The sequence below is a fragment of the Massilia sp. UBA6681 genome (assembly GCF_002454935.1).
GTDB classification, from domain to species: Bacteria; Pseudomonadota; Gammaproteobacteria; order Burkholderiales; family Burkholderiaceae_D; genus Telluria; species Telluria varians.
The window spans coordinates 202,009-226,433 of record NZ_DKJX01000098.1; the positions used below are offsets into that span (position 1 = coordinate 202,009).

Below are 24,425 nucleotides of genomic sequence, written 5' to 3' on the forward strand. Positions count from 1 at the left end.
AACGCAATAAGCAAGTAGGCGCCAAGGCAGAGCCTGTGTCCAAATGTCAGACCTGACCCCCATAAGAAAAAAGGCAGCCCGAAGGCTGCCTCTTTGTGCCGCAAACGCGGATGCTGCTTAGCGTCCTTTCGAACGCAGCTTCTGGATCGCCGCCAGCTGCGCGATCGCCGCGGCCATTTCGGCCTGGGCTTTCGCGTAGTCGATCTTCGATTCCTTGTTCAGCATCAGCTCTTCGGCCTGCTTCTTTGCTTCCAGTGCCTTCGCTTCGTCCAGGTCGCCACCGCGGATTGCGGTGTCGGCCAGCACGGTCACGCCGTTCGGCTGCACTTCGAGGATACCGCCTGCGACGAAGACGAACTCTTCGCCGCCGGCAGCCGTCTGGATCCGGACGGCACCTGGCCTGATGCGCGTGATCAGCGGGGTGTGCTTCGGGTAGATACCCAGCTCACCCGCTTCACCCGGCAGCGCGACGAAGGTAGCCAGGCCGGAGAAGATCTGCTCTTCGGCCGAGACCACGTCCACTTGAATGGTGTTTGCCATGTCTTTCCTTCAGTTTAAGAAACCGGCTGCAGAAATCTCGGATAACCTGCTGCGCGTTGCAGTTTCGGGCGGGCCGCGTAGGCCGGCGATGCTCGCTGTACTAGCGTACAGCTGCGCTTCTCACCCAAAACTGCTGCCGCTCGCGACGGTTCTCCGAAATTTCTTTAGGCAGCCAGCTTCTTGGCCTTTTCGATTGCTTCCTCGATGGTGCCGACCATGTAGAAGGCCTGCTCCGGCAGGTGGTCCAGTTCGCCCGATGCGATCATCTTGAAGCCCTTGATCGTGTCTTTCAGCGAAACGTACTTGCCCGGCGAGCCGGTGAACACTTCAGCGACGTGGAACGGCTGCGACAGGAAACGCTGCATCTTGCGAGCGCGTGCGACGACCAGCTTGTCTTCCGGCGCCAGTTCGTCCATGCCCAGAATCGCGATGATGTCACGCAGTTCCTTGTAGCGCTGCAGGGTGCCCTGCACGGCGCGCGCGGTGGCGTAGTGCTCTTCACCGACGACCAGCGGGTCCAGCTGGCGCGAGGTCGAGTCCAGCGGGTCGACTGCCGGGTAGATACCCAGCGAAGCGATGTCACGCGACAGAACGACGGTCGAGTCCAGGTGGGCGAAGGTGGTTGCCGGCGACGGGTCGGTCAAGTCATCCGCAGGGACGTACACGGCCTGGATCGAGGTGATCGAACCGGTCTTGGTCGAGGTAATACGCTCCTGCAGGCGGCCCATTTCTTCGGCCAGGGTCGGCTGGTAGCCCACCGCGGACGGCATACGGCCCAGCAGTGCCGACACTTCGGTACCGGCCAGGGTGTAACGGTAGATGTTGTCGACGAAGAACAGAACGTCCTTGCCTTCGTCACGGAAGGCTTCCGCCATGGTCAGGCCGGTCAGCGCGACGCGCAGACGGTTGCCCGGCGGTTCGTTCATCTGGCCGTAGACCATCGCCACTTTCGAGTTGGTCGGGTTTTCCAGGTCGACGACCTTGGCGTCCGCCATCTCGTGGTAGAAGTCGTTACCTTCACGGGTACGCTCACCCACGCCGGCGAACACGGACAGACCCGAGTGCGCCTTCGCGATGTTGTTGATCAGTTCCATCATGTTGACGGTCTTGCCGACGCCGGCGCCGCCGAACAGGCCGACCTTACCGCCTTTGGCGAACGGGCAGACCAGGTCGATCACCTTGATGCCGGTTTCCAGCAGGTCGGTCGACGGCGACAGCTCGTCGTAGGCCGGCGCATCGCGGTGGATCGATGCCATGCGCTCGTGGCTGACCGGACCGCATTCGTCGATCGGGTTGCCCAGCACGTCCATGATGCGGCCCAGGGTCGGGGTGCCGACCGGAACCATGATCGGGTTGCCGGTGTTCTGGATAATCATGCCGCGACGCAGGCCTTCCGAGCTGCCCAGTGCAATGGTACGGACCACGCCGTCGCCCAGCTGCTGCTGGACTTCCAGGGTCAGTTCCGAACCTTCCATTTTCAGTGCGTCGTACACTTTCGGCATGGCGTTACGCGGGAATTCCACGTCGACCACTGCGCCGATACACTGAACGATTTTGCCATCAGCCATGTTCGTTCCTTCAGATATATAGTTAAATTCTTGTGCTTTGATCGCTTAGACGGCTGCTGCGCCGGAAACGATCTCGGAGAGTTCTTTGGTAATCGCTGCCTGGCGGGTCTTGTTGTAGACCAGCTTCAGGTCGCTGATGACACTACCGGCGTTGTCGCTCGCTGCCTTCATCGCCACCATGCGCGCCGACTGCTCGGACGCCAGGTTCTCGGCGACGGCCTGGTACACCAGCGCTTCCACATAACGCACCAGCAGTTCGTCGATGACGACGGCCGCTTCCGGTTCGTAGATGTAGTCCCAGCTGATACCGCCCTTGTCCGCTTCCATGTGCTTGGCCGGCAGCGGGAGCAGCTGCTCGACCATCGGTTCCTGTTTCATCGTGTTGATGAACTTGGTGTAGCACAGGTAGACAGCGTCGAGCTTGCCTTCCTGGTACGCGTCCAGCATCACCTTGACCGGGCCGATCAGCTTGTCCAGGTGCGGCGTATCGCCGAGCTGGGTCGCTTGCGAAACAACTTTCATGCCCATGCGGTTCAGGAAGCCCAGGCCCTTGTTGCCGATGGCAACTGCCTCGACGGTGTTACCTGCCTGCTCCATCTCGCGCGCCTTCAGCGTCACCTGGCGCAGCACGTTGGTGTTCATGCCGCCGCACAGACCCTTGTCGGTCGTGACGACGATGAAACCCACGGCCTTCGCTTTCACGCCCTTGGCTTGCGCCATGAACGGGTGCGTGTATTCCGGGTTTGCGCCGGCCAGATTGGCGGTGATGGTACGAACCTTGTCACTGTAGGGACGGGCGGCGCGCATACGGTCCTGCGCCTTGCGCATTTTCGATGCGGCGACCATTTCCATCGCCTTGGTGATCTTCTTCGTATTCTCTACGCTCTTGATCTTGCCACGAATCTCTTTGCCTACTGCCATGAGTCCTTACTCCTTCCGCGCACCGGCGCCGTGCTCACACGGCGCCGGCTTGACGATTAATATGCGCCGGATTTCTTGAAATCAGCAATGGCGGCCGACAGCGCAGCTTCGCCGTCCTTGTCCAGTTGCTTGGTTTCGTCGATCTTCGACAGCAGCGCAGCGTGGCTCGACTTCAGGAAGTTGTGCAGGCCCTGCTCGAACGGCAGGACTTTCTTGACTTCGATGTCGTCCAGGTAGCCCTTGTTGACGGCGAACAGCGATGCGGCCATCAGCGAGGTCGACAGCGGCGAGAACTGCGGCTGCTTCAGCAGTTCGGTCACGCGTGCACCGCGGTCCAGCTGCTTGCGGGTCGATTCGTCCAGGTCCGATGCGAACTGCGCGAACGCAGCCAGTTCACGGTACTGCGCCAGGTCGGTACGGATACCGCCCGACAGGCCCTTGATGACCTTGGTCTGGGCTGCGCCACCGACGCGGGAGACCGAGATACCTGCGTTGATCGCAGGACGGATACCGGCGTTGAACAGCGAGGTCTCCAGGAAGATCTGGCCGTCGGTAATCGAAATCACGTTGGTCGGCACGAATGCCGAGACGTCGCCTGCCTGGGTTTCGATGATCGGCAGTGCGGTCAGCGAACCGGTCTTGCCGGTGACGGCGCCGTTGGTGAACTTCTCGACGTAGTCGGCGTTCACGCGTGCTGCGCGCTCCAGCAGACGGCTGTGCAGGTAGAACACGTCGCCCGGGTAGGCTTCGCGGCCCGGCGGACGGCGCAGCAGCAGCGAGATCTGGCGGTAGGCGACTGCCTGCTTCGACAGGTCGTCGTACACGATCAGCGCGTCTTCGCCGCGGTCGCGGAAGTATTCGCCCATGGCGCAGCCCGAGTAGGCCGAGATGTACTGCATCGCAGCCGATTCCGAAGCGGAAGCGGCGACAACGATGGTGTACTCCATCGCGCCGTGCTGTTCCAGCGAGCGGACGATGTTCTTGATGGTCGAAGCCTTCTGGCCAATTGCGACGTACACGCAGGTGACGCCCTGGCCCTTCTGGTTGATGATCGCGTCGACTGCGACAGCGGACTTACCAGTTTGGCGGTCGCCGATGATCAGCTCACGCTGGCCACGGCCGATCGGCACCATCGCGTCGATCGATTTGATGCCGGTCTGCATCGGCTGCGAGACCGATTCACGGGCGATGACGCCCGGAGCGATCTTTTCGATCGGTGCGGTCAGGGTGGTGGCGATCGGACCCTTGCCGTCGATCGGCTGGCCCAGTGCATTGACCACGCGGCCACGCAGTTCGGGACCGATCGGCACTTCCAGGATGCGGCCGGTGGTCTTGACGGTGTCGCCTTCCGAGATGTGCTCGTAGGCGCCCAGGATGACGGCGCCGACGGAGTCGCGCTCGAGGTTCATCGCCAGGCCGAAGGTGTTGCCAGGGAATTCCAGCATCTCGCCCTGCATCACGTCCGACAGACCATGGATGCGGCAGATACCGTCGGCGACGGAGATCACCGTGCCTTGATTGCGAACTTCAGCCGAACCTTCCAGACCCTGGATGCGGCTCTTGATCAGTTCGCTGATTTCAGAAGAATTAAGTTGCATGAGTGCTAACTCCAAATGTTTTTGATGCGTAGGGCAAGGGCACTAGCGCCGGCGCGTGCTGCTAGATATCGATCGATTAGGACACCAGCGCAACATGCATCTGTTGCAGCTTGGCGCGTACCGAGGTATCGAGCACTTCGTCGCCGACGACCACGCGCACACCACCGATCAGCGAAGGATCCACTGTTACCGTTGGGTTCAGCTTGCGGCCAAATTTCTTTTCCAGCGTTGCGACCAACTGGGCCAGCTGGTCACCCGAGATCTCGAAGGCGCTGACGATCTCCGCATCGGCGGCACCTTCGTTGGCGTTCTTCAGTACCGCGAACTGGGCGGCGATTTCGGGCAGCAGGGTGACGCGGCCGTTTTCGGCCAGCATCGCGATAAAGTTCTTCGCTTCAGCATTCAGCGGCGACTTGACCAGGGACGCAATCGTGTCGGCCAGCTGGGCGTGCGTGACGTTCGGGTTGCCGGCAAAAGCCTGCACGTCCGGGTTGGCGCCGATCTGGCCCAGCTCGGCAGTGACGGCCGACCAGGCGGCCATGTCGCCCGACTGGGCGACACGGAACAGCGCTTCGGCGTAAGGGCGGGCGACGGTTGCGAGTTCAGCCATGATCAGAGCTCGGTCGACAGTTTCGACAGCAGGTCGGCGTGGACCGCTGGGTTCACTTCACGCTTCAGGATCTGCTCGGCGCCTTGCACTGCCAGCGAGGCGACCTGTGCGCGCAGTTCTTCGCGGGCGCGGGTCACTTGCTGCTCGGCGTCGGCCTGGGCTGCAGCGACGATACGGGCGGCTTCTTCGGCAGCGGTTGCCTTGGCTGCGTCGATGATCTGGGCAGCGCGCTTTTCAGCGTCGGCGATGCGCTTCTGGACTTCGTCACGGGCGCCGGCCATTTCAGCCTGCACACGCTTTTCTGCGGCGGCCAGGTCGGCCTTGCCACGATCGGCAGCTGCCAAGCCATTCGCAATCCTCTCAGCACGCTCGTCGAGTGCTTTCATCAGCGGCGGCCACACGAACTTCATCGTGAAGGCGGCCAGGATGAGGAAGACCACGAGCTGTGCAAACATCGTTGCGTTAAGGTTCACGGTATTTTCCTTATTACAGAAACACGGATGCCGAACCGGACCCGGTTCGGCTCTTCAATGCGTCAAGACGTGTGTCTTAGCCGGTGAACGGGTTAGCGAACGCGAACAGCATGGCGATACCGACGCCGATCAGGAATGCCGCGTCGATCAGACCGGCCAGCAGGAACATCTTGGTCTGCAGGGTGTTCATCAGTTCTGGCTGACGTGCAGAGGCTTCCAGGTATTTACCGCCCATCAGAGCGATGCCGATGCAAGCACCGATAGCGCCCAGACCGATGATCAAACCGCAAGCCAGTGCAACAAAAGAAAGGTCAGTCATGTGTAACTCCAAAAGTTAATTTAAAAACTAGATTAAAAACTACAACTTCTTTACAACCACTATCTGTTCGATGCTTGCGGCGCCGATCAGTGGCCTTCATGGGCCTGACCGAGGTACACCAGCGTCAGCATCATGAAGATGAATGCCTGCAGGAACACGATCAGGATGTGGAAGATCGCCCAGATCGAGCCAGCAATCACGTGGCCGACGAAACCGAAGACGGTAGCGGTCGAGCCCAGCAGAGCGATCAATAGGAACAGCAGCTCGCCGGCGAACATGTTGCCGAACAGTCGCATACCGAGCGACACCATTTTTGCTGCGTATTCGATGATGTTCAGGAGCAGGTTGAACGGCGCCATGGCGATGCCGAACGGTGCTGCGAACAGTTCGTGAATCCAGCCGCCCAGGCCCTTGACCTTGATGCTGTAGTAGAACATCAGGAGCAGCACGCCCAGCGAAATGCCGATGGTGCCGTTCAGGTCGGCGGTGGGAACGACGCGGTGATACGGGAAGATGTGCTCCACGCCCAGGGCGCTGAAGGCCAATGCGAACATGTCGACCGGCAGGAAGTCGAGCGAGTTCATCAGGGCGACCCAGACGAACACGGTGAGCGCCAGCGGGGCAATGAAGCTGCGGTCGCCGTGGACGATCGACTTCGACTGGTCTTCAACCATCTCGACCAGCATCTCGACGGCAGCCTGGAAGCGGCCCGGTACGCCCGAGGTGGCTTTACGCGCGGCCATCCACATGATCAGGCAGCCGAGAACGCCCATGGCGATCGACCAGAAAATCGTGTCGTAGTGCAGGATCGAGAAGTCGACCGGGCTGTCCTGATGGTGGTTCGACAGATGGCCCAGGTGGTGCTTGATGTATTCTGAAGCGGTGGGCGCGTGCGCTGCGCCGTCGGTTGGAGTCGCCATTTTTCAGTGCCTAAATAATAAGAATATGTAACTTTTCAGCGCCACGACAAACCCGGCAAGTAGCGCCAGCCAGTTCAGATCGTGGTACAGCCACGCGGTAGCGCCCAAGAGCGCCAGCGTGAGAGCAATCTTTATAAATTCCCAGATGAAGAATGTTGCAGGACTGGCGCCACCGGCTCGGTGAGCATTGGCGAACAGCCTTATTGCCATGATTCCGTTGGGCACTACACAACACAAACCGCCCAGTACTGCCGAAAACATCGCAGACCATCCCCCCAGCAGTGCGGCGATGACGCCTGCGACTACTGTTGCAATCAATTGCAGGGAGACGATGCGCAACATTTTTGTTCTGGTTTCTCGCCGCGCAATCGGACAGTTACGATGTGGTAATTACATGAATCAGCGGGATTATAAGTGGTTATACGGACGCGAGTCAAACGATTCCGCGCTTATAACTGCTGCGTAAAGATGTGATGGGAGCAACATTGGGGAATCGCTTTTCCCCATATTTTCAGTCACTTAACTGATGAGCCAGTCCTGACTTGCGCAGCGTGGACAGGTCTCCCGCCCACGCGGTCAAACAGTCGATTCGGTGAGCGAACGTGGCATGCATACGTCAGTTCCGGCGCGGGCTTGACAAGATCGGCGCCCCCGCGCCAAGACACATTTCAGGCACGCAGGCGGGCCAGCACGCCGTCCAGGATGTCGAGGTCGGCAAAGTCGATGATCAGCTGCCCCTTGCCCTTCGCCCCCATCTTGAACATCACCGGCGTGGCAAGCTTGTCCGACAGTTCCTCTTCCAGGCGCACGATGTCGCCCGGCTTGTCCTTGGCGCGCGCCGGGGTTGCCGGGCTCGACTGCTCCTCGAGCGCACGGGCCACCAGCTTCTCGGTCTCGCGCACCGACAGGCGCTTGGCGATCACGTGGTTGGCCAGGGCGATCTGGTTCGCGCTGTCCACCGCCAGCAGGGCCCGGGCATGGCCCATGTCGATGTCGCCGGCCATCAGCATGGTTTGCACCGGCTGGGCCAGGTTAATCAGGCGCAGCAGGTTCGACACCGCGCTGCGCGAACGGCCGACCGCCGCGGCGGCCTGCTCGTGGGTGAACTGAAAATCGTTGATCAGGCGCTGGATGCCCTGCGCTTCCTCGAGCGGGTTCAGGTCTTCGCGCTGGATGTTCTCGATCAGGGCCATGGCGGCGGCCGACTGGTCGTCGACTTCGCGCACCAGCACCGGGATCTCGTCCAGGCCGGCCATCTGGGCGGCGCGGAAGCGGCGCTCGCCGGCGATGATCTCGTACGGCACCGGGGCCCCCTCCTGCAGCGGACGTACCAGCACCGGCTGCATGATGCCCTGGGTCTTGATCGAGGCCGCCAGCTCGCTCAGCGAGGTTTCGTCCATGCGGGTACGCGGCTGGTACTTGCCGGCCTGGATCTGGGTGATCGGCAGCGACGAGGGGGCTTTACTAGGCGCGGGCTGGCTGTCGCCGCCGAGCAGTGCGTCGAGGCCGCGCCCCAAACCTTTGAGTTTTTTGGTTGCCATAGTTATGTCAGCTAGTTTTGTAATCACATGGTCTTGATGCGCTCGACCATCTCGGCGCCGAAGGCGATGTACGCCTGCGCGCCCTTCGAGGACGGGTCGAACACCACGCCCGGCATGCCATACGACGGGGCCTCGGCCAGGCGCACGTTGCGCGGAATGATGGTCTTGAACACCTTGTCGCCGAAGTGCTGCTCGAGCTGGCTCGACACCTGCTGCGACAGGGTCATGCGCGGGTCGAACATCACCCGCAGCAGGCCGATGATGCGCAGGTCGGTGTTCAGGTTGGCGTGCACCTTCTTGATCGTGTTGACCAGGTCGGACAGGCCCTCCAGCGCGTAGTACTCGCACTGCATCGGGATGATCACGCCGTGCGCCGCGCACAGCCCATTGAGCGTCAGCAGCGACAGCGCCGGCGGGCAGTCGACCAGGATGAAGTCGTAGTCCTTGTCCACCGCCGCGAGCGCCTCCTTCAGGCGGCGCTCGCGGTTCTCGAGCGCCACCATCTCGACTTCGGCGCCGGCCAGCTCGCGGTTGGCCGGCAGCACGTCGAAGCGCCCCGACTCGGAACGCAGGCGCGCGGTGGGCACATCGAGCTCACCCAGCAGCACCTGGTAGATCGAACCTTCGAGCGAGGCCTTGTTGATGCCCGCGCCCATGGTGGAATTGCCCTGCGGGTCGAGGTCGACCAGCAGCACGCGCTGGTCCAGCTTGGCCAGGCCTGCCGCCAGGTTCACACTGGTGGTGGTCTTGCCGACCCCGCCCTTCTGGTTCGCTACGCAAAAAATCTTCGCCATCTATTCTTGTCCATGGAAGCCAAGGTGATATATCGTTCATACCGTACAAACAATTTAAACGGTTTGTATTTTATAAACGATATAAACTGTTTATACGGTTTATTTTGTTTATGCCGAACGCTCGACAAATATGAGGTGGCGCTCCGCGCCCAGCCTTGGAACCTGCAATGGCTGTAAACCGCTAATTTTCCATTCCGCCGGGATGCGCTCCTGCTCTTCCGCCGGCGCCGTGCCTTTCAAAGCGATGAATTTCCCGCCCTCGGCCAGCAGGTGCCCGGACCAGTTCAGGAAATCCGTGAGATCGGCAAACGCGCGGGAAGTAATCACGTCGAATTTGTCGCTCACTTCGAGTTCCTGCACCTTCATGGTGTGCACGGTGACGTTGGTCAGCTCGAGTTCCGCTTTCACCTGCTTGAGGAAGGCGGTTTTCTTGTGGACCGTGTCGATCATCGACAATTTCATGCCTGGCCTGCAGATTGCGAGCACCACGCCCGGCAATCCGCCCCCTGCCCCGACGTCCAGCACATTGCGGGCTTCCGCAAAGGCCGGCACCGCCGCGAGCGAGTCGAGCAGGTGGTGAGTCACCATCTGCATCGGGTCGCGCAGCGAGGTCAGGTTGTAGACGCTATTCCACTTGTTCATCAGCGCCAGGTAATCGAGCAGCTTGTCCTGCTGTGCTGCCGATACGTCGAGATGCATGTCCTTGATGCCGTCAGCCAGCACCTGCGCCAAGGCGGCGCGGTCGAAATATTTCATTCAGCCTGCTCCGCCGGCGCGTTGGTAAAGCCCTTGGCGCCGCGCTTTTTCAGGTGCACCAGCAGCAGCGAGATCGCCGCCGGGGTGACGCCCGATATGCGCGAAGCCTGGCCCAGGGTTTCCGGACGCTGCTTGTCGAGCTTCTGGCGCACCTCGAAGGACAAGGCCTGGATGTCCAGGTAGTTCAGGTTTTCCGGCAGCTTCAGGTTCTCGTAGTGGTCATGACGCTCGACTTCGCGCGCCTGGCGGTCGATGTAGCCGGCGTACTTCAGCTGGATCTCGATCTGCTCCTTCACCGCCGGGTCTTCCACACCGGGGCCGGCCAGCGCCTGGCCTTCGACCCCGGTCATGCTCATCAGGGTATCGTACTGCACGCCCGGGCGGCGCAGCAGGTCGGCCAGGTTGTACTCGCGTTCGATCGCCTGCCCCACCACGCGCTCGGATTCGGCGGCGGCCAGGATGCGCGGGTTGACCCAGGTCGAGCGCAGGCGCTCGAGCTCGCGGGCCACCGATTCGCGCTTGTTCTCGAAGGCGGCCCACTGGGCGTCGCCGACGATGCCGAGCTTGCGGCCGATCTCGGTCAGGCGCATGTCGGCATTGTCCTCGCGCAGGGACAGGCGGTATTCGGCGCGGCTGGTGAACATGCGGTAAGGCTCGGCCACGCCCTGGGTGGTGAGGTCGTCGACCAGCACGCCGAGGTAGGCTTCCGAGCGACCCGGCGTCCAGGCATCCTTGCCCTGGGTCTGCAGCGCGGCGTTCAAGCCGGCCAGCAGGCCTTGCGCGGCCGCTTCTTCATAGCCGGTGGTGCCGTTGATCTGGCCGGCAAAGAACAGGCCCTTGATCGACCTGGTTTCCAGCGAGGCCTTCAGGCCGCGCGGATCGTAGTAGTCGTACTCGATCGCATAGCCGGGGCGCAGGATGAAAGCGTTCTCCATGCCGCGCATCGAGCGCACCAGTTCCAGCTGCACGTCGAACGGCAGGCTGGTCGAGATCCCGTTCGGGTAGAACTCGTTGGTCGTCAAGCCTTCCGGTTCCAGGAAGATCTGGTGCGACTCTTTCGAAGCAAAACGGTGGATCTTGTCTTCGATCGAGGGGCAGTAGCGCGGGCCCACGCCCTCGATCACGCCGGTGTACATCGGGCTGCGATCCAGGCCGTTGCGGATGATCTCGTGGGTCTTCTCGTTGGTGTGGGTGACCCAGCACGGTACCTGGCGCGGGTGCATGGCGGCATTGCCCATGACCGAAAACACCGGCACCGGATCGAGGTCGCCCGGCTGTTCCGACAAGACCGAGAAGTCGATGCTGCGGCCGTCGATGCGCGGCGGCGTGCCGGTCTTCAGGCGGCCCTGCGGCAGCTTGAGTTCCTTCAGGCGGCTCGACAGCGAGACCGCGGGCGGATCGCCGGCGCGGCCGCCCGAGTAGTTCTGCAGGCCGACGTGGATCTTCCCGTCCAGGAAAGTGCCGGCGGTGAGGACCACGGCGCGGGCACGGAACTTCAGTCCGACCTGGGTGACGGCGCCGACCACGCGGTCGCCTTCCAGCATCAGGTCTTCCACGGCCTGCTGGAACAGCCACAGGTTCGGCTGGTTTTCCAGGCGCGAGCGGATCGCCTGCTTGTACAGCATGCGGTCGGCCTGGGCGCGAGTGGCGCGCACGGCCGGGCCCTTGGACGAGTTCAGGATGCGGAACTGGATGCCCGATTCGTCGGTGGCAATTGCCATGGCGCCGCCGAGGGCGTCGACTTCCTTGACGAGGTGGCCCTTGCCGATGCCGCCAATCGATGGGTTGCACGACATGGCGCCGAGGGTTTCGATGTTGTGGGTCAGCAGCAGGGTCTTCTGACCCGTGCGTGCGGACGCAAGTGCGGCCTCGGTACCGGCATGGCCGCCGCCGACGACGATGACGTCGAATTCAGTAGGAAATAGCATGATGGAGAGTGAGGCGAGGAGTCTAATGCGCGATTATAGATTCTTTTTTCTTGCGGAAGCTTTTAGGGGGCTGAAAACGACAGATTTTGTTTCACGTGGAACATTTAGCCGGACCGTCGCCCAAGTGTTTCACGTGGAACAAAAAACAAAAAGCCGGGCGAACCCGGCTTTGCTGTTTCACGTGGAACAATCACCAACCGATCCTAGTGAAGGCATCGTAAGCGGTTTTCAGGATCAGTCCCGACACAACAACCAGGAACAGCTTGCGCACAAACCCGCTGCCATGCTTCAGCGCTAACCTGGTGCCGATCAGCGAACCGGCAACCTGGCACGCCGCCATCATCAAGCCGAGCTGCCACAGCAGGTGACCGCTGTAGCCGAACCACAGCAGGGCCGAGAAGTTACAGGCGACATTGACGATCTTCGCCGCTGCGGAAGCGCTCAGGAAATCGAAGCCGAAGAAGCGCACGAACAGGAAGATCAGGAAGCTGCCGGTGCCCGGTCCAAAGAAACCATCATAGAAGCCGATCGCTGCGCCGATGCCGATGGCCCAGTAGCGCTCCGCCAGTCCGCTGTGCACTGGTGCATGCACCGAACCGAGGTCCTTCTTCTTGAAGGTGTAAACGGCCACCGCCACCAGGATGATCGGCAAGAGCGTACGTACAAAGTCCGCCGGCACCCGCGTCACGGTCCAGGCGCCGGCGAAGGACAGCGCGAAGGCCGCCAGCGCGGCCGGCGCTGCGGTGCTCCACGCCACCCTCACCCGCCGCGCGTAACTCACGGCGGCGGCACTGGTGCCGAAGATGCTGGCGAACTTGTTGGTTCCCAGCAGCGTCGCGGGAACCTCTTTCGGCAACACAGAGAAAATCGCGGGAATCTGGATCAGGCCGCCGCCGCCGACGACGGCATCGACCAGCCCGGCGGTGAAGGCAGCAACGCCGAGCCAAGCAAAATCAATCATGGGAAAACGTGGGAGGAATGCAGAGGCTGCATTGTAAGGCAGTGGCAAGGGAACGGACGGGTTAAGCTTGTCCGACAGCACAGGAGAACAGCGAGCGTCGTATCCAATGCAACCGGCAGTGAAGAGGATCGGACCAGAGGCGCTCGTTGTTGCGATGCAACAAACCAGGACGACGGGCGCCAGGTCGGCATCACGGAAGCCGACCTCGAGCGTCTGGCCGACGAGGCCATGCTGCAAACCAGACTGCTCGGCAACAACCCACGGGAAGTCACGCGCGCCGATGCACGTGCCATCTACGCCGCTGCTTTACGAAGTCCGCAGGAAGTCGAGCAGCAGGGCGTTGAGGCGCTCCGTCGCCGACAGCTGCATCCAGTGCCCCGCCCCGCTCAGGCGCTCGTAGCGGAAGCCCGCGCGGCAGTGGTGGACCGAATCCAGCATCTGCTTCTCGCCCAGCGCCGGGTCGCGGTCGCTCCAGACGCCCATCACCGGCACTTCGACCGGGCGCCAGTGGTGCGGGCGGCCCAGCTTGAGGTTGGCGCGGTAGTAGTTCAGCGCCGCCGTCAGGCGCCCTTCCGGCTCCAGCGCGGCGCGCCAGATCGCCACCTGTTCCGGACGGCGCGTCATCTGGCGCAGGAAGAACCAGTCGTTGGCGCGGATCGCGTGTTCGGCCACCACCGGCATCAGGAAACCCAGGATGTACCAGAAGCGCATTTGCTGGGTGACGCCGGCATTGGCGATCGCCGCCGGGTGTCCGGTGGACAGGGCGACGAAACGCTCGAAGCGCTGCGGGGCATTCATGCACAGCTGCCAGCCGACCAGCCCGCCCCAGTCGTGGCCCACGAGCGAGGCCTTGTCCAGGCCGAGCTGGTCCATCAGGCCGAGGATGTCGGCGCACAGGAATTCGATGGCGTAGGCGCCAGTAGCAGGCGGGGCGTCGGTCTTGCCGTAGCCGCGCATGTCGGGCGCGATGACCCGGAAACCCCTGGCAGCCAGCGCCGGGACCTGGAGCCGCCAGATCGCATGGGTGTCCGGAAAACCGTGCATCAGGATCACGGCCGGGCCTTCGCCCGCGCTGACGTAATGCATGCGCAGGCCGTGTACGTCGACGTAATGGGATTCCAGCTTCATGTCCGCTCCGCGTGCAATGGGCAGCCGCCCTTCCCTAGGTGGCGACCTTGCGGCCACGCTCGAGCAGCGCACCTAGTTCCCCAACAATACCACGACGGAACAATAGAACACAGACAATGAAGATCAGGCCCGTCACCATGCCTACCGACTCGCCGAGCGTCCCGAACCAGGCCACGCCCGACTGTTCCGCCAGCCAGCCGCCGACGTCGCCCAGCTTGTTCTCCAGCGCGATGACGAGGAAGGCGCCGAGGATGGGCCCGGCCAGGGTTCCCATGCCGCCCACGAGCGTCATCAGGACCACCAGCCCCGACATGGTCCAGTGCACGTCGGTCAGCGTCTCGAAGCCCAGCACCACCGTCTTGGTGGCGCCAGCAAGCCCTGCCAGGCTTGCCGAGAGCACGAAGGCCAGCAGCTTGTAGCGGTCCACCTCGTAGCCCAGCGAGACGGCGCGCGCCTCGTTTTCCTTGATCGCCTTGAGCACCTGGCCGAAGGGCGACCGGACGATACGAACGATGAGCAGGAAGCCGGCCACGGCGATCGCCAGCACCAGGTAGTACATCGCCAGGTCGTTCGACAGGTCCAGCAGGCCGAACAAGCGCGCGCGCGGCACGCCCTGCAAGCCATCCTCGCCGTGGGTAAAGGGGGAACGCAGCGCCGCGAAATAGACCATCTGGGCCAGCGCCAGCGTGATCATCGAGAAGTAGATGCCCTGCCGGCGGATCGCCAGCGCGCCGATGATCAGGCCCAGCAGGCTAGAGGCCGCCACGCCCAGCACGATGCCGAACTCGGTCGGCAGCCCCACGACCGCCAGCAGGTGTCCGGTCACATAGCCAGCGCTGCCGAAAAAAGCGGCATGGCCGAAGGACAGCAGTCCGGTAAAACCGATCAGGAGGTTGAAGGCGCAGGCGAACAGGGCGAAGCACAGCAACTTCATCAGGAACACCGGATAGGCCAGGAAGGGCGCCGCCAGGAACAGCACCAGCGCGAGGAGGTAAGCGATCTTCTTGTTCATCTCATCGTTCCTTGCCAAACAGTCCGGCCGGACGCAGCAGCAGGACGATCACCATCACGACGAACACCACCACTTCCGAGCCTTCCGGATAGAACACGCGGGTCAGGCCTTCGATCACGCCGAGGGCCAGGCCGGTCAGGATCGCGCCGAGGATCGAGCCCATGCCGCCGATGACGACCACCGCGAAGACGACGATGATCAGGTTCGAGCCCATCAGCGGCGTGACGTTGATGACCGGCGCCGCCAGCACACCCGCGAAGCCGGCAAGGGCCACGCCGAAGCCATAGGTGAGCGTGACCATCAGCGGCACGTTGATGCCGAAGGCCTCGACCAGCTTCGGGTTCTCGGTACCGGCGCGCAGGTAGGCACCCAGACGGGTCTTTTCGATCACGAACCAGGTGGACAGGCACACGAACAGCGAGGCGGCGACCACCCAGGCGCGGTAGTTCGGCAGGATCATGAAGCCGAGGTCGGTGGCCCCGGCCAGCTGTTCCGGCACGTCCAGGGTCTGGCCCGAGACCCCGAAGAAGGAGCGGAACACGCCTTCCAGCAGCAGCGTGATGCCGAAGGTCAGCAGCAGGCCGTAGAGGTGGTCGAGCTGGTACAGCCAGCGCAGCATCGTGCGCTCGACCAGGATGCCGAACAGGCCGACCAGCAGCGGGGCGACTAGCAGCATCACCCAGTAGTTCAGGCCGAAACTGGTGACGCCGATGTAGGCGGCAAAGGCGCCCATCATGTACAGCGCACCGTGCGAGAAGTTGATGACGTTCAGCAGGCCGAAGATGACGGCCAGGCCCAGCGAGAGCATGGCGTAGAAGGAGCCGTTGACCAGGCCGAGCAGGAGCTGGCTCAGCAGGGCTTGGTGGGGGATGCCGAAGATGTCCATGTTTCGCTTTGTTCTAACGGGACATGTGACGACGCTTTACGTCAGTCCCGCGGCTACAAAACGTCGTTCCGGCGAAGGCCGGAACCCAATTTCGTAGCGCTGCCGGTACGCATGAAAAAATTGGATCCCGGCCTGCGCCGGGATGACGGATCTGCTGTTAGTGGTGCTAACAAAGTGCAGTAGAAAGCTTCACTTCCACAACGCGCACTTGGTCTCGGCCTTCTTCGTATAAGCCTGGTCCCCCGGAATGGTGGCGACCACCTTGTAGTAGTCCCACGCGCCCTTCGATTCCTGCGGCGTCTTCACCTGCATCAGGTACATGTCGTGCACCATGCGCCCATCCGGACGGATCGTGCCGTTCCTGGCGAACATGTCGTTGATCGGCGTGGCTTTCAGGTGCGCCATCACCTTCTCGGCATTGTCGGTACCCAGGGCTTTCACCGCATTCAAGTACTGCATGGTGGCCGAGTAATCGCCGGCCTGCAGCATCGAGGGCTGCTTCTTCATCTTGGCAAAATAGCGCTTGGCCCAGGTACGGGACTCCGGAGTGCGGTCCCAGTACCAGCCGTCGGTCAGGTACATGCCCTGCGTCGTGTTCAGGCCCAGGGTGTGGACGTCGTTGATGAACACCAGCAGGCCGGCCACCTTCATCTTCTTCGTCAGGCCGAATTCGTTGGCCGCCTTCACCGCATTGATCAGGTCACCGCCGGCATTGGCCATGCCCAGCACCTGCGCCTTGGAAGCCTGCGCCTGCAGCAGGAAGGACGAGAAGTCCGAGGCCGACAGCGGGTGCTTGACGCTGCCCACCACGGTGCCGCCGCCCGCCTTGACGACGTCGGCCGTGTCCTTCTCGAGCGACTGGCCGAAGGCGTAGTCGGCGGTCAGGAAGTACCAGGACTTGCCGCCCTGCTTGAGCATGGCCGCGCCGGTGCCGCGCGCCAGCGCCACGGTGTCGTAGGCGTAGTGGACGGTGTAGGGCGTGCATTGTTCGTTGGTCAGCTGCGCGGTGCCGGAACCGATCGCGATGAACACCTTTTTCTTTTCCGCGGCCACCTTGGCCATCGCCAGGCTGGCGCCGGAATTGGTGCCGCCGATGAGCAGGTCGACGCCCTGCTGGTCGAACCATTCGCGCGCCTTGGAGGCGGCAATGTCCGGCTTGTTCTGGTGGTCCGCCACCACCAGCTGGATCTTCTTGCCGTTGATGGCGCCTTTCACGTCGGCGATCGCCATGCGGATCGCTTCCGCCCCGCCGTTGCCGTCGACGTCCGAATACACGCCGGACAGGTCGGTGATGAAGCCGATCTTGACGACATCGCCCGAGATCTGGGCTTGGGCGGACATGGTGACAAAAGCGGCAGCGAGGGCAAGGGCGGTGCGTTTCATGTTGTCTCCGTTTGATGTGTGCGGGTTTATTCACATGTTCAGACGCCGAGCAGCTCGGTCAGCAGCGGCATCTTCTTGTCCAGTTCGGCGGCGCCGAAGGTCTCGACCACCTGGCCGTGCTCGACCACGTAGAAGCGGTCCGCGAGCGGCGCGGCGAAACGAAAATTCTGTTCGACCATGACGATCGTGTAGCCCTTCTCTTTCAGGGTCCTGATGGTGCGCGCCAGGCTCTGCACGATGACCGGCGCCAGCCCTTCGGAAATCTCGTCGAGCAGCAGCAGGCGCGCGCCGGTGCGCAGGATGCGGGCGACCGCCAGCATCTGCTGCTCGCCGCCCGACAGGCGCGTGCCCTGGCTGTGGCGGCGCTCATACAGGTTGGGGAACATCGCGTAGATCTCGTCGACGCTCAATCCCGCCCCTGCCCCTTTCAGTTGCGGCGGCAGCAGCAGGTTTTCCTCCGCCGACAGCGAGGAGAAAATGCCGCGCTCCTCGGGGCAGTAGCCGATGCCGAGATGGGCGATAAGGTGGGTAGGCAGGCCGATCGACTCGACCCCGTTCACCCGGATCGCGCCGCTGCGCCGGCCGGTCAAGCCCATGATGGCGCGCAGCAGCGTGGTGCGCCCGGCGCCGTTACGGCCCAGCAGGGTCACCACTTCGCCCTGCGCCACGTCGAGGCTGATCCCATGCAGGATGTGCGATTCGCCGTACCAGGCGTGCAGGTCGCGGATCTCGAGGGCGGCGCTCAATGCTGCGCTCCCATGTAGGCTTCCACGACCAGCGGGTTGCGCGACACCTCGGCATAGCTGCCTTCGGCCAGCACGGCGCCGCGCTGCAGGACCGAGATGCGGTCGCAGATGCCGGCCACCACGTTCATGTTGTGCTCGACCATCAGGATGGTGCGGCCCGCCGATACCTTCTTGATCAGCTTGGTCACCCTGTGGACATCTTCATGGCCCATGCCCTGGGTCGGCTCGTCCAGCAGCATCAGTTCCGGCTCCATTGCCAGCGTGGTGGCGATTTCCAGGGCGCGCTTGCGGCCATATGGCAGGTCGGCGGTCATGGTGTCGGCAAAACTGTCCAGGCCGACTTCGGCCAGCAGGGCGAGTGCGCGCTCGTTCAGGCGATCCAGCGAGCGGCTGCTGCGCCAGAAGTGAAAGCTGGTGCCGAGCTGGCGCTGCAGGCCGATGCGTACGTTCTCGAGCACCGTCATGTGCGGAAAGACGGCGGAAATCTGGAAGGAACGGATGATGCCCATGCGCGCGATCCGGGCGGGCCGGGCGCCCGTGATGTCGCGCCCGTTGAAGAGGATCTGGCCGGACGTCGGCGCCAGGAAACGGGTGAGCAGGTTGAAGCAGGTGGTCTTGCCGGCGCCGTTCGGGCCGATCAGGGCGTGGATGTGGCCGCGTTCGACCTGGAGGCTGACCTCGCTGACTGCCGTGAATCCCTTGAACACCTTGGTGAGCTTGTTCGTCTCCAGGATGACATCCGCCATTGATTCTCCAACACGTGGTGCTGCGATCGACAGGACTGCTAAGGACTGCTTGCCCGATGATACATACAAGCCCGGGCACTCACAATACGGCTGGGCTGGCGTGCGTGCTGCGAATGCGCCATATCAGCGCAAGCTGCTTGTGCGCTTTTGCACGAGCCCGCTTCAGGCGAGTTCGCCGAGGATGTCTTGTGCGGCTTTTTCCGCAATCATGATGGTCGGAGAATTGGTGTTCCCGGAGGTGATGAAAGGCATGATCGAGGCGTCGACGACGCGCAGTTTCCCGACGCCGCACACCCGCAGGCGGCTGTCGACCACGGCCAGCGGATCGTTCTCCTTGCCCATGCGGCAGGTGCCGACCGGATGGAAAATCGTGGTGCCGACCAGCCCTGCCGCGTGCGCCAGTTCCTCCTCGCTCCGGTATTGCGGGCCGGGCATGAACTCTTCGGGGCGGTATTTCGCCAGGGCCGGCGCAGCCACGATGCGGCGCGTCAGCGCCAGCGCCGCGGCGGCGGTTGTGCGGTCGGCCTCGGTACTCAGGTAGTTCGGCGTGATCCTGGGCGGCGCGTAGCTGTCGCCGGAAGCGATGCGTACATGCCCGCGTGAAGTGGGCTGCAAGTTGCACACGCTGGCGGTAAATGCCGGGAAGCGGTGCAGCGGATCGCCGAACTTGTCCAGCGACAGGGGCTGGACGTGGTACTGCAGATTCGGCGCCGCCAGGTCCGGCGACGACCTGGCGAAAGCGCCCAGTTGCGAAGGCGCCATCGACATCGGCCCACTCTGGAAGAACGCATACTCCAGTCCAATGAGCGTCTTGCCGAACCAGTTGGTGGCGCGCGTGTTCAGGGTGCTCACGCCCTGGACCTTGAAGATCATGCGCAGCTGCAGGTGGTCCTGCAGGTTGGCGCCGACGCCGGGCAGGTCCGTCACCGGCGCAATGCCGTGGCGCTGGAGTTCCTCCGCTGCCCCGATGCCAGACAGCTGCAGGATCTGCGGCGAACCCACCGCGCCCGCCGCCAGCAGGGTCTCGCGGCGTGCCGTCGCCGTGTAGGCTTGGCCAGCGCCGGTGAACTGGACGCCGGTGCAGACCTTGCCCTGCGCCGTATCTTCGAACAGCAGGCGCTCGACGTGGCAGCCGGTCATGATGGTCAGGTTGGGCCGTTTCGCCGCCGGTTTCAGGAAGGCCTTCGCGGTATTCAGGCGGATGCCGCGCCGCTGGTTGACCTCGAAATAGGCCGAACCTTCGCCGCGGCCGGCGTTCAGATCATCGATCTTCGGAATGCCGGTTTCAAGCGCCGCTTCACGAAACGCATCGAGGATCTGCCACGACAGCCGCTGCTTTTCGACACGCCATTCGCCGCCGGCGCCATGCAGTTCGCTCGCCCCCAGGTAGTGGTCTTCGCTGCGCTTGAACAGCGGCAGCACGCTCTTCCAGCGCCAGGAATCGTCGCCGGTCACGTCGGCCCAGCGCGCGTAATCCGCCGGCTGGCCGCGCATGTAGATCATGCCGTTGATCGACGAACTGCCGCCCAGCACCTTGCCCCGCGGGTAGATCAGCGCCCTTCCGTGCAGGCCGGGATCGGCCTCGGTGCGCAGCAGCCAGTCCGTGCGCGGATTGCCGATGCAATGCAGGTAGCCGACCGGGATGTGGATCCACATGTAATCGTCACGGCCACCCGCCTCCACCAGCAGGACCTCGATCTTCGGGTTACTGCTCAGCCGGTTGGCCAGCACACAGCCGGACGTGCCGCCGCCGACGATGATGTAGTCGTACTCGCCGGCCGATTCCAAGGCTAGCGTTCCCGCACGCCGCCGCCATTGCCGCGCTTGCCACAATCGTCGTGGCGGAGCGAACGCGAACCGCCGCACTTCGGCTCACGTGGCAAGGGCTTACGAGACAGCGCGTCGAGATCCACCAAGGCCTCCGTTCGTCATTCGTTGAGGCAAGCTTACCAGATCGTAAACGGAAGTCTAGGGCCCCTCTGTGGATAAGCCTCTTGATATCCACAGGCCTGATTTGTGCAGAACCGGAGGGTTTAGGGGGTGGTCAAAAACTTGTCCAGTTTTCAGGCAGCCTTCGCGCGCCATTGATGCACTGCCTTATGCGCTCGCTAAACCAATGATTTTCCGGGCGTTAACCGTGTTGTCCACAAGCTGGGGCCACCGTTAACCACTACTACTACCGTTGTATACAAACTTTGGTTGTAAACCTGTAGAAATTTTTTCGAAATTTTTTTTAGCCTGCGTCGCAGTCTGCCGACAAGCCCGAAACACAGCGACGGACATAGGCTCGCGCCAACTGAAGCCCTGGATGCAAAGTCTGGTCGCAAGCTTCAGCTGCGAACCTGGTTCAGCGCGCGACCACATCCCGGATGCCACCTGCCAATTTTGCTGACAGGTTCACGTGCACTGGCAACTCGGCAGCCTGAACGCGCGCTAGACCAACCCGGTTCGCCCCTCTGGCCTGCAAAATCCCGACTTTTCGAACTCATCTGTGGAAAACAGCTGGGATATCCACAGGATCGAATGTGCAGAACAGCCACTTAACCCAGTCAACCAAAATTCTGTCCAAGTTTCCTCCAGTTCAAACACAAGCCTTGTTCAGCAGGTTAACGCGACCGTAAACCATTGACGCTGTGGAGAAAACCCTTGTTATCCACAATGGATTGCGCGTTTACTATTACTACCAGTTTGTATACAAACTTGTTTACTACAACAACAAAACCAGCAGCGCGAATCCAGCCGCGACAGCGTCGAGCCTGGAAACCTGTTGACCACCAGCACGGTTTGCCAATAACTGGCCAACACCGTCAGCCAGGATCAGTCCTGCACCACCGCTTGCCTACAAATCGCCTGCCAAACTGCTTCTCGAAGCGATGTTGAGGACGCGACTGTGGAAAAGTCGATGTATATCCACAGGATCGGATGTGCAGAACGCTGCAATTCCTGCTTCGCCCAAAAACTGTCCACGTTTCGTTCAAACTCCACACAGCCTTTGTTCAGCCGGTAAACGCGTCCGCAAGTCATTGATGCTGTGGAGTAAACCTGAGTTATCAACAGAAGAGGCCGCGTTTACTATCTACTACCAGTTTGTATACAAACTTTAGTTAACTAATACCGTGAAGTGCTGCGCGCCCAGAAAAGCCGGTAAAACTAGGTTTTCACTGGCCTCACGCTCGTAAGACAAGCAAAATGGACACTCAAGCGTAAGAATTGGCAGCCTCATGAGCTCGATCAAACCGTGTACAAGCCCTGAACAAGCCGGCTGGCTGCAGCTGCGCATGGCCTTATGGCCTGCGGATCGCGCTGTACACCTGCAGGAAATGCAGGAGCTGTGTGTACAACCCGACCGTTATGCACAGTTCGTCGCGTATTCAAGCCTTGGAGAGCCCCAGGGACTGGTCGAAGTGGCGCTGCGCAGCGATTACGTCAACGGCACCGACTCGTCTCCTGTCGGCTTCCTGGAAGGCTTGTACGTCGCCCCAGGCTTCCGCCAGCAGGGAATCGCTGCCATGCTGGTGAACACCGCGCAGCGATGGGTCAAGCAACAGGGCTGCACCGAGATGGCCTCGGATGCCCTGCTCGACAATACGAGCAGCCATGCCATGCACCGTGCGCTTGGATTCGAGGAAACCGAGCGGGTGGTCTACTTCCGCAAGCTGCTTTCATAACAAAAACGCAATAAGAACAAGGAAAAACATGCGACTGGGGATCATCAGCGCGCTGTACGAAGAACAGAAGGGCCTCGTAGAAGCCATGCAAGGGCCCGCCAAGCTCATCCATGGCATGCGTGAGTACTGGGCAGGGACGCTGTGGGAAATCGACGCTGTGTGCGTCCTGTCGCGAATTGGCAAGGTTGCCGCTGCGATGACAGCCACAACCCTTGTGGAAAAGTTCGGAGTTACCCACATCCTCTTTACCGGCGTGGCCGGCGCCGGGGATAAAACGGTGCAAGTCGGCGATATCGTGGTCGCGGAAGCCCTGGTCCAGCACGACATGGATGCGAGCCCGCTGTTTCCCCGTTTCGAGGTGCCGCTCACCGGCCTGACGCACTTCCAGCCGGACCTGCAGCTGTCGCTGCGCCTGTCGCGCGCCGCCCATGACTTCCTCGAGCAGGATCTGAACAGCGCGATCAGCGAGGGCGAGCGGCGCGAATTCCGCCTGGCGCAGCCGCGCGTGCACCGCGGCCTGGTGGCGAGCGGCGACCAGTTCATGCGCGAGCGCCTGCGCCTGAATGCGCTCAACGAGGCCCTTCCCGGCCTGGTGGCGGTCGAAATGGAAGGCGCCGCGGTGGCGCAGGTGTGCTACGAGCTGGGCGTGCCCTGCGCCGTGATCCGCACCGTATCCGACAACGCCAATGAAAACGCGGCCACCGATTTCATGCGATTCGTGAAATCGGTGGCCGCGCAGTACGCTTTCCACATCACCCGGCGGGTGTGCCGGGACCTGGCGAGCAGGCCGCTCTAGCCCAGCAGCGATTCGGCCGGCACGTAGTCGTAGTGCAGGTCCCGGGCCACGGCTTCGTAGGTGACCTTGCCCTGGCAGACATTCAGGCCGTTGCGCAGGTGGACGTCGTTCGACAAGGCCTGGCGCCAGCCCTTGGTGGCCAGCGCCACGGCGTGGCCGATGGTTGCGTTGTTGAGCGCGAAGGTGGAGGTGCGCGCCACCGCGCCCGGCATGTTCGCCACGCAGTAGTGGATCACGCCGTCGACGACAAAGGTCGGGTCGGCATGGGTGGTCGGATGCGAGGTCTCGAAGCAGCCGCCCTGGTCGATCGCCACGTCCACCACCACCGCGCCCTTCTTCATGCGCGCGATCATGTCGCGGGTGACCAGCTTGGGCGCCGCGGCGCCCGGCACCAGCACGCCGCCGATCACCAGGTCGGCATCCAGCACCGCTTCCTCGATCGCATGCGCGTTGGAATAGAGCGTGGAAATGCGGTTGCCGTAGACCAGGTCCAGCTGGCGCAGGCGGTCGACGTTCTTGTCGAGCACCGTCACGCGCGCGCCGGTGCCGACCGCCATCTGCAGCGCATTGGTGCCGACCACGCCGGCGCCGATGATCACCACGTGGCCCGCCGCCACACCCGGCACGCCACCCAGCAGCAGGCCCATGCCGCCTTTGGATTTTTCCAGGTGCGCGGCGCCGGCCTGGATCGCCATGCGGCCGGCCACTTCGCTCATCGGCGCCAGCAGCGGCAGGCCGCCGCCCGGGCCGGTGATGGTTTCATAGGCGATGCAGACCGCGCCCGATTTCACCAGGGCGGCGGTCTGTTCGGGATCCGGCGCCAGGTGCAGGTAGGTGTAGAGCACCTGCCCTTCGCGCAGCATCGCGCATTCGGCAGGCTGCGGCTCCTTGACCTTGACGATCATGTCGGCACGCGCGAAGACTTCGCCGGCGCTGGCCACCATGCTGGCGCCGGCCGCCATGTACTGCTCGTCCAGGAGCCCGATCTGCTCGCCGGCGCCCTGCTGCACGATGACGTCGATGCCGCGTGACGTCAGTTCGCGCACCGAGGGTGGGGTCATCCCGACACGGTATTCGTGATTCTTGATCTCCTTAGGTACGCCAACAAGCATGTCTGCCTCCAAGATTTAT

At 62.5% G+C, this 24,425-nt stretch carries 24 protein-coding genes and 1 pseudogene; 3 read left to right on the forward strand and 22 right to left on the reverse strand.

Translation table 11 applies throughout. From position 1 onward, the window contains the following. Positions 1–117: 117 nt before the first annotated feature. From B2R83_RS18795 to B2R83_RS18860, 14 genes are all read right to left on the reverse strand, one after another. Positions 118–540 carry a F0F1 ATP synthase subunit epsilon gene (locus B2R83_RS18795; protein ID WP_231059068.1) on the reverse strand — a complete coding sequence of 141 codons (423 nt, stop codon included), beginning with the start codon at positions 538–540 and terminating at the stop codon, positions 118–120. A 164-nt stretch (positions 541–704) separates the two neighbouring features. Next, positions 705–2,108, reverse strand: coding sequence for a F0F1 ATP synthase subunit beta (gene atpD, locus B2R83_RS18800; protein ID WP_027864640.1), 1,404 nt, complete (start codon positions 2,106–2,108; stop codon positions 705–707). Between the two features lie 45 nt (positions 2,109–2,153). Then, positions 2,154–3,029, reverse strand: coding sequence for a F0F1 ATP synthase subunit gamma (gene atpG / locus B2R83_RS18805; RefSeq protein ID WP_292044148.1), 876 nt, complete (start codon positions 3,027–3,029; stop codon positions 2,154–2,156). 56 nt (positions 3,030–3,085) lie between these two features. Then, a complete protein-coding gene (gene atpA, locus B2R83_RS18810) occupies positions 3,086–4,627 on the reverse strand; it encodes a F0F1 ATP synthase subunit alpha (protein ID WP_036216821.1) in 1,542 nt (513 codons plus the stop codon). Between the two features lie 76 nt (positions 4,628–4,703). Beyond that, positions 4,704–5,237, reverse strand: a complete 534-nt coding sequence (locus B2R83_RS18815) for a F0F1 ATP synthase subunit delta (protein WP_292044149.1) — start codon at positions 5,235–5,237, stop codon at positions 4,704–4,706. 2 nt (positions 5,238–5,239) lie between these two features. Beyond that, the gene (locus tag B2R83_RS18820; protein WP_027864644.1) at positions 5,240–5,710 is read right to left on the reverse strand and encodes a F0F1 ATP synthase subunit B; all 471 of its coding nucleotides are present in this window, start codon (positions 5,708–5,710) and stop codon (positions 5,240–5,242) included. 76 nt (positions 5,711–5,786) lie between these two features. After that, the gene (gene atpE, locus B2R83_RS18825) at positions 5,787–6,029 is read right to left on the reverse strand and encodes a F0F1 ATP synthase subunit C (protein WP_027864645.1); all 243 of its coding nucleotides are present in this window, start codon (positions 6,027–6,029) and stop codon (positions 5,787–5,789) included. Between the two features lie 86 nt (positions 6,030–6,115). After that, positions 6,116–6,949, reverse strand: coding sequence for a F0F1 ATP synthase subunit A (gene atpB, locus B2R83_RS18830; protein ID WP_027864646.1), 834 nt, complete (start codon positions 6,947–6,949; stop codon positions 6,116–6,118). 3 nt (positions 6,950–6,952) lie between these two features. Continuing rightward, positions 6,953–7,291, reverse strand: a complete 339-nt coding sequence (locus B2R83_RS18835) for an ATP synthase subunit I (protein ID WP_285382386.1) — start codon at positions 7,289–7,291, stop codon at positions 6,953–6,955. 326 nt (positions 7,292–7,617) lie between these two features. After that, positions 7,618–8,490 (reverse strand): ParB/RepB/Spo0J family partition protein, encoded by an 873-nt coding sequence (locus B2R83_RS18840; protein WP_292044150.1) that lies wholly within the window; start codon positions 8,488–8,490, stop codon positions 7,618–7,620. A gap of 23 nt (positions 8,491–8,513) precedes the next feature. Continuing rightward, the gene (locus B2R83_RS18845; RefSeq protein ID WP_292044151.1) at positions 8,514–9,284 is read right to left on the reverse strand and encodes a ParA family protein; all 771 of its coding nucleotides are present in this window, start codon (positions 9,282–9,284) and stop codon (positions 8,514–8,516) included. A gap of 108 nt (positions 9,285–9,392) precedes the next feature. Then, positions 9,393–10,040, reverse strand: a complete 648-nt coding sequence (gene rsmG / locus B2R83_RS18850; RefSeq protein WP_292044152.1) for a 16S rRNA (guanine(527)-N(7))-methyltransferase RsmG — start codon at positions 10,038–10,040, stop codon at positions 9,393–9,395. Beyond that, a complete protein-coding gene (mnmG, locus tag B2R83_RS18855; RefSeq protein ID WP_292044153.1) occupies positions 10,037–11,968 on the reverse strand; it encodes a tRNA uridine-5-carboxymethylaminomethyl(34) synthesis enzyme MnmG in 1,932 nt (643 codons plus the stop codon). The genes rsmG and mnmG overlap by 4 nt, the downstream gene beginning before the upstream one ends. 190 nt (positions 11,969–12,158) lie before the next feature. Next, positions 12,159–12,929: a sulfite exporter TauE/SafE family protein gene (locus B2R83_RS18860; protein WP_292044210.1), complete on the reverse strand. Its 771-nt coding sequence runs from the start codon at positions 12,927–12,929 to the stop codon at positions 12,159–12,161. Between the two features lie 180 nt (positions 12,930–13,109). Between B2R83_RS18860 and B2R83_RS18865 the strand changes: the two are divergent. Next, positions 13,110–13,235: pseudogene (locus tag B2R83_RS18865) on the forward strand (alcohol dehydrogenase); the annotation flags it as partial. Here B2R83_RS18865 and B2R83_RS18870 read toward each other — a convergent pair. The 7 genes from B2R83_RS18870 to B2R83_RS18900 all read right to left on the reverse strand — a co-directional run bounded on the left by B2R83_RS18870 (position 13,236) and on the right by B2R83_RS18900 (position 20,618). Beyond that, positions 13,236–14,057, reverse strand: a complete 822-nt coding sequence (locus B2R83_RS18870; protein ID WP_292044154.1) for an alpha/beta fold hydrolase — start codon at positions 14,055–14,057, stop codon at positions 13,236–13,238. It lies immediately after the preceding pseudogene. A gap of 34 nt (positions 14,058–14,091) precedes the next feature. Beyond that, positions 14,092–15,069 carry a branched-chain amino acid ABC transporter permease gene (locus tag B2R83_RS18875; RefSeq protein ID WP_292044155.1) on the reverse strand — a complete coding sequence of 326 codons (978 nt, stop codon included), beginning with the start codon at positions 15,067–15,069 and terminating at the stop codon, positions 14,092–14,094. A gap of 1 nt (position 15,070) precedes the next feature. Then, positions 15,071–15,955 carry a branched-chain amino acid ABC transporter permease gene (locus B2R83_RS18880; protein WP_292044156.1) on the reverse strand — a complete coding sequence of 295 codons (885 nt, stop codon included), beginning with the start codon at positions 15,953–15,955 and terminating at the stop codon, positions 15,071–15,073. Between the two features lie 189 nt (positions 15,956–16,144). After that, on the reverse strand, positions 16,145–17,338 hold the full coding sequence (locus B2R83_RS18885) for an ABC transporter substrate-binding protein (RefSeq protein ID WP_292044157.1): 1,194 nt from the start codon (positions 17,336–17,338) through the stop codon (positions 16,145–16,147). Between the two features lie 38 nt (positions 17,339–17,376). Further along, a complete protein-coding gene (locus B2R83_RS18890) occupies positions 17,377–18,084 on the reverse strand; it encodes an ABC transporter ATP-binding protein (RefSeq protein ID WP_292044158.1) in 708 nt (235 codons plus the stop codon). Beyond that, the gene (locus B2R83_RS18895) at positions 18,081–18,830 is read right to left on the reverse strand and encodes an ABC transporter ATP-binding protein (protein WP_292044159.1); all 750 of its coding nucleotides are present in this window, start codon (positions 18,828–18,830) and stop codon (positions 18,081–18,083) included. Before B2R83_RS18895 ends, B2R83_RS18890 begins: the two co-directional genes overlap by 4 nt. A gap of 162 nt (positions 18,831–18,992) precedes the next feature. Beyond that, positions 18,993–20,618, reverse strand: a complete 1,626-nt coding sequence (locus B2R83_RS18900; RefSeq protein WP_292044160.1) for a GMC family oxidoreductase — start codon at positions 20,616–20,618, stop codon at positions 18,993–18,995. A 1,433-nt stretch (positions 20,619–22,051) separates the two neighbouring features. Between B2R83_RS18900 and aac(6') the strand changes: the two genes are divergently transcribed. After that, positions 22,052–22,498, forward strand: coding sequence for an aminoglycoside 6'-N-acetyltransferase (aac(6'), locus tag B2R83_RS18905; RefSeq protein WP_292044161.1), 447 nt, complete (start codon positions 22,052–22,054; stop codon positions 22,496–22,498). A gap of 28 nt (positions 22,499–22,526) precedes the next feature. Further along, on the forward strand, positions 22,527–23,294 hold the full coding sequence (locus B2R83_RS18910) for a 5'-methylthioadenosine/adenosylhomocysteine nucleosidase (protein WP_292044162.1): 768 nt from the start codon (positions 22,527–22,529) through the stop codon (positions 23,292–23,294). On the opposite strand, the gene ald is transcribed toward B2R83_RS18910, so the two are convergent. After that, complete coding sequence (gene ald, locus B2R83_RS18915; protein ID WP_292044163.1) at positions 23,291–24,406, reverse strand: alanine dehydrogenase; 1,116 nt, start codon at positions 24,404–24,406, stop codon at positions 23,291–23,293. The two genes, B2R83_RS18910 and ald, sit on opposite strands and share 4 nt — an antisense overlap. Positions 24,407–24,425 lie beyond the last annotated feature (19 nt).

Excerpts from the sequence above, each read along its gene's own strand:
- B2R83_RS18795 (WP_231059068.1), bottom strand. The coding sequence starts at position 540 with ATGGCAAACACCATTCAAGTGGACGTGGTCTCGGCCGAAGAGCAGATC.
- atpD (WP_027864640.1), bottom strand. The coding sequence starts at position 2,108 with ATGGCTGATGGCAAAATCGTTCAGTGTATCGGCGCAGTGGTCGACGTG.
- atpG (WP_292044148.1), bottom strand. The coding sequence starts at position 3,029 with ATGGCAGTAGGCAAAGAGATTCGTGGCAAGATCAAGAGCGTAGAGAAT.
- atpA (WP_036216821.1), bottom strand. The coding sequence starts at position 4,627 with ATGCAACTTAATTCTTCTGAAATCAGCGAACTGATCAAGAGCCGCATC.
- B2R83_RS18815 (WP_292044149.1), bottom strand. The coding sequence starts at position 5,237 with ATGGCTGAACTCGCAACCGTCGCCCGCCCTTACGCCGAAGCGCTGTTC.
- atpE (WP_027864645.1), bottom strand. The coding sequence starts at position 6,029 with ATGACTGACCTTTCTTTTGTTGCACTGGCTTGCGGTTTGATCATCGGT.
- atpB (WP_027864646.1), bottom strand. The coding sequence starts at position 6,949 with ATGGCGACTCCAACCGACGGCGCAGCGCACGCGCCCACCGCTTCAGAA.
- B2R83_RS18835 (WP_285382386.1), bottom strand. The coding sequence starts at position 7,291 with ATGTTGCGCATCGTCTCCCTGCAATTGATTGCAACAGTAGTCGCAGGC.
- B2R83_RS18840 (WP_292044150.1), bottom strand. The coding sequence starts at position 8,490 with ATGGCAACCAAAAAACTCAAAGGTTTGGGGCGCGGCCTCGACGCACTG.
- B2R83_RS18845 (WP_292044151.1), bottom strand. The coding sequence starts at position 9,284 with ATGGCGAAGATTTTTTGCGTAGCGAACCAGAAGGGCGGGGTCGGCAAG.
- rsmG (WP_292044152.1), bottom strand. The coding sequence starts at position 10,040 with ATGAAATATTTCGACCGCGCCGCCTTGGCGCAGGTGCTGGCTGACGGC.
- mnmG (WP_292044153.1), bottom strand. The coding sequence starts at position 11,968 with ATGCTATTTCCTACTGAATTCGACGTCATCGTCGTCGGCGGCGGCCAT.
- B2R83_RS18860 (WP_292044210.1), bottom strand. The coding sequence starts at position 12,929 with ATGATTGATTTTGCTTGGCTCGGCGTTGCTGCCTTCACCGCCGGGCTG.
- B2R83_RS18870 (WP_292044154.1), bottom strand. The coding sequence starts at position 14,057 with ATGAAGCTGGAATCCCATTACGTCGACGTACACGGCCTGCGCATGCAT.
- B2R83_RS18875 (WP_292044155.1), bottom strand. The coding sequence starts at position 15,069 with ATGAACAAGAAGATCGCTTACCTCCTCGCGCTGGTGCTGTTCCTGGCG.
- B2R83_RS18880 (WP_292044156.1), bottom strand. The coding sequence starts at position 15,955 with ATGGACATCTTCGGCATCCCCCACCAAGCCCTGCTGAGCCAGCTCCTG.
- B2R83_RS18885 (WP_292044157.1), bottom strand. The coding sequence starts at position 17,338 with ATGAAACGCACCGCCCTTGCCCTCGCTGCCGCTTTTGTCACCATGTCC.
- B2R83_RS18895 (WP_292044159.1), bottom strand. The coding sequence starts at position 18,830 with ATGGCGGATGTCATCCTGGAGACGAACAAGCTCACCAAGGTGTTCAAG.
- B2R83_RS18910 (WP_292044162.1), top strand. The coding sequence starts at position 22,527 with ATGCGACTGGGGATCATCAGCGCGCTGTACGAAGAACAGAAGGGCCTC.
- ald (WP_292044163.1), bottom strand. The coding sequence starts at position 24,406 with ATGCTTGTTGGCGTACCTAAGGAGATCAAGAATCACGAATACCGTGTC.